Source organism: Streptomyces sp. NPDC093109 (assembly GCF_040701725.1).
Classification (GTDB): domain Bacteria; phylum Actinomycetota; class Actinomycetes; order Streptomycetales; family Streptomycetaceae; genus Streptomyces.
Genome location: NZ_JBFBEZ010000109.1, coordinates 1 through 2,524, shown reverse-complemented (window position 1 = coordinate 2,524; position 2,524 = coordinate 1). Strand labels below are relative to the sequence as shown.

Below are 2,524 nucleotides of genomic sequence, written 5' to 3'. Positions count from 1 at the left end.
CGCGGCTGACGGTGCCCCGTGCCCGGGTGCCGGTATCGGCCCAGGTTTCGGTGACGGTGCCGTCGGGGTGATGGCTGCGCAGGGCCGGCGTACTGCCCTTGCCGTCCAGCCATACGTGCCAGAGCACCGGGCCGAACCGCTCGTCCGACGACTCGGTGACCGCCGACCGGCCTTGGACCTCGTGCACCGTCCTGCCGTGCGCACGGGCCCACTCGCCGAGATCCACCTCCGGCCGGGAGCCTGCCGTGCCGGGGGTATGGCACGGCAGCAGATACAGCTCCCAATAATCCCAGGCCGCCATGCTCGCGGCCGTTTCCCGGCCCTCAGCCTCACTCAGGCCGCCGGCACGGCCATGTCTGGCGAAGAAGAACCGCTCCCCCGGCCGCCCACCGGGCACCAGCAGCACCTCACCGACCGGTCGGCCCTGCTCGTCCTCACCCCACACCACCATGTGCGTGAGCTCCGGCAACCGCTCATACGGCCGCTTACGAGACTTCCAATCGGGGGTGTTGAAGTACGCAACTGTGTGCGGACGCCCCTTCTCGCCCAGGGCACGCCGCGTGACCTCCGTGTCCCAACCGGACCGCGGCCTCGGCACGTTCCACAAACCAGCAGCCGTCGAGGCGACCGGCACCGGCCGGGCACCGGGCAGGACGTGCGACAGTGCCTGGAGGACCTGGTCGTTGCGCCAGTCGTGAGCCTGTGCGGCCAGGCCACGGAAGTACTCGTGCAACCGGGTGCCCTCACGCAGGGAATCCCGGACCGCATCCGCGATAACACTGACTTGGCCGGGAACCGGAGCGGTGGAAAGGTGCCCCGTCGCCTTCCGCACATCCGCCAGCAATTCCTCCCGGCGCTCACGCACCAGGCCCTGCAGACGCCCACGCTGCTCCGCGGAGATCACCATCTCCGGCGGACCGAGCCGGTACTTCCACGGCTGCATGGCGTCGTAAGCCAACAACGCCTGCGCCTCGGGACCATCGCCCAGCACATCCGAGATCTCGCCCGGATCCTCAAGAGCATCCGTCAGACGCTGGAACTCATCCGCCGTCAGCAGCAACCCGTCATCCGCTGGAGGCAGGGCACGCAGCACCTCCAACGCCGTCCACGTCTGCTGAGCCTCCTCCCACGCCCCCACCGACTCCAGACCCTGAGCCCACCGACTCGGCTGGACAATCGCCTCGGTGACCCTCTCCAAACCATCCGCGACGTCCGGATCATGCCGGTCGTACGGCGTGTGGTGCGTCAGCGCGGAGAAGAACGGCCGGCCCAGCAACTGCACGAGGTTGGCCGTATTCGCCCCCTCCAGAACCGCCGGCAACGACCCCCACTGATACACCTGCCGGAACACATCCTGCGGCAGCCGACCCCCGTCGAGAATCATCACCTGACCGGGGCCCATCCCCGCGATCCGCCCGCCCAGGTCCGCGGCACCCAGATCCGCGTGCACCAGCCAATCAGCAGCGAACCTCGGCGCGAAATCCACCGAGAAGCCGCCGATACCCAGCACAACCGCAGGCTTGCCGATCCTCGCCTGACGCACCCCCGCGGCCAACGCGTTCACCGCCGACGCCCGACCCGGAACCGCCACATTGTGCAGCCCGTACACCGGCATCACATCCACCCGGCCGCTCTCCACAGCCCGCGCGAGTACCTGCAACCCCGCCCCACGGCTGCCCGGAACCTGGCCCAGCACCTGCCGCAGCTCCGCACCCGTCAACCGGGGCACATCGAACCGGAACAACGCACTGTCCGCGATCGGCTCGAACCCCGAATCCGCCGGAACGTCCCGCGCTTCCAGCACCCCCACCCGCACCGGAGCCCCCGGCCCCGCACGCGAGAGCAACATGCGGTGGGAATCACCCCACGCATACGGCTTCAGCACCACCGCGCGATCAGTCCCGGCGAAATCCAGAAACGCCTCAGCCGTCGACGCATCCGCGTCCAGCTTGTCACTGGCCGCCACAAGAACCAGCGAGTCACCCGCCAGACCACGGCCGCCTCTCACCCGCACGTCCGAAACCGGCCGTTCGACGTCAAACTCACCCTCCACCCACTGAATACGCCGGCCCAACGCATCGGACACCAGGTTCGCAAGCCGCTCGCGCACCTGAACAGGGGCCACCACCGTGAAATCACCGCGATAACCAAGCCCCGTCAACGAATCCATCAACATCGTCGCCGCAGCCTGATGCCCGAAGTTGGCGGCATCATCCACCACCACCGCCATACCAGGCACATCACCCAAGAACCCGGCAACCCGCTCCCGCAATTCCACCTCCCCCCGGGAAGCGTTCCACTGCTCGGGAGAGGGGAAAGAGGCCAGGTTGGAACCGGTGCCCGGCCGCAGGGTCAGCCCGGACATCGCCGCGGTGATGCCGGAGGAGCCGGTGGGGGCCATGGGTTCACGGAGAGTGACGTCCAGGCCGGCGTCGGCAAGGTGCCGTGTCGCCACAGCCACCTGCCGCTCAGCCTCGTCGAGGCGGGCCTGCGCGGACCGCAACCGGGAGACTCGGGACGACTC

1 protein-coding gene is annotated in these 2,524 nt (G+C 68.8%); it reads right to left on the bottom strand.

Features of this window, described 5'->3' with window-relative positions; translation table 11 throughout:
• Positions 1 to 2,401, bottom strand: a 2,401-nt coding sequence (locus AB0389_RS37745) for a hypothetical protein (protein WP_366400115.1), incomplete at its 3' end; no start/stop codon positions are given.
• Positions 2,402 to 2,524 lie beyond the last annotated feature (123 nt).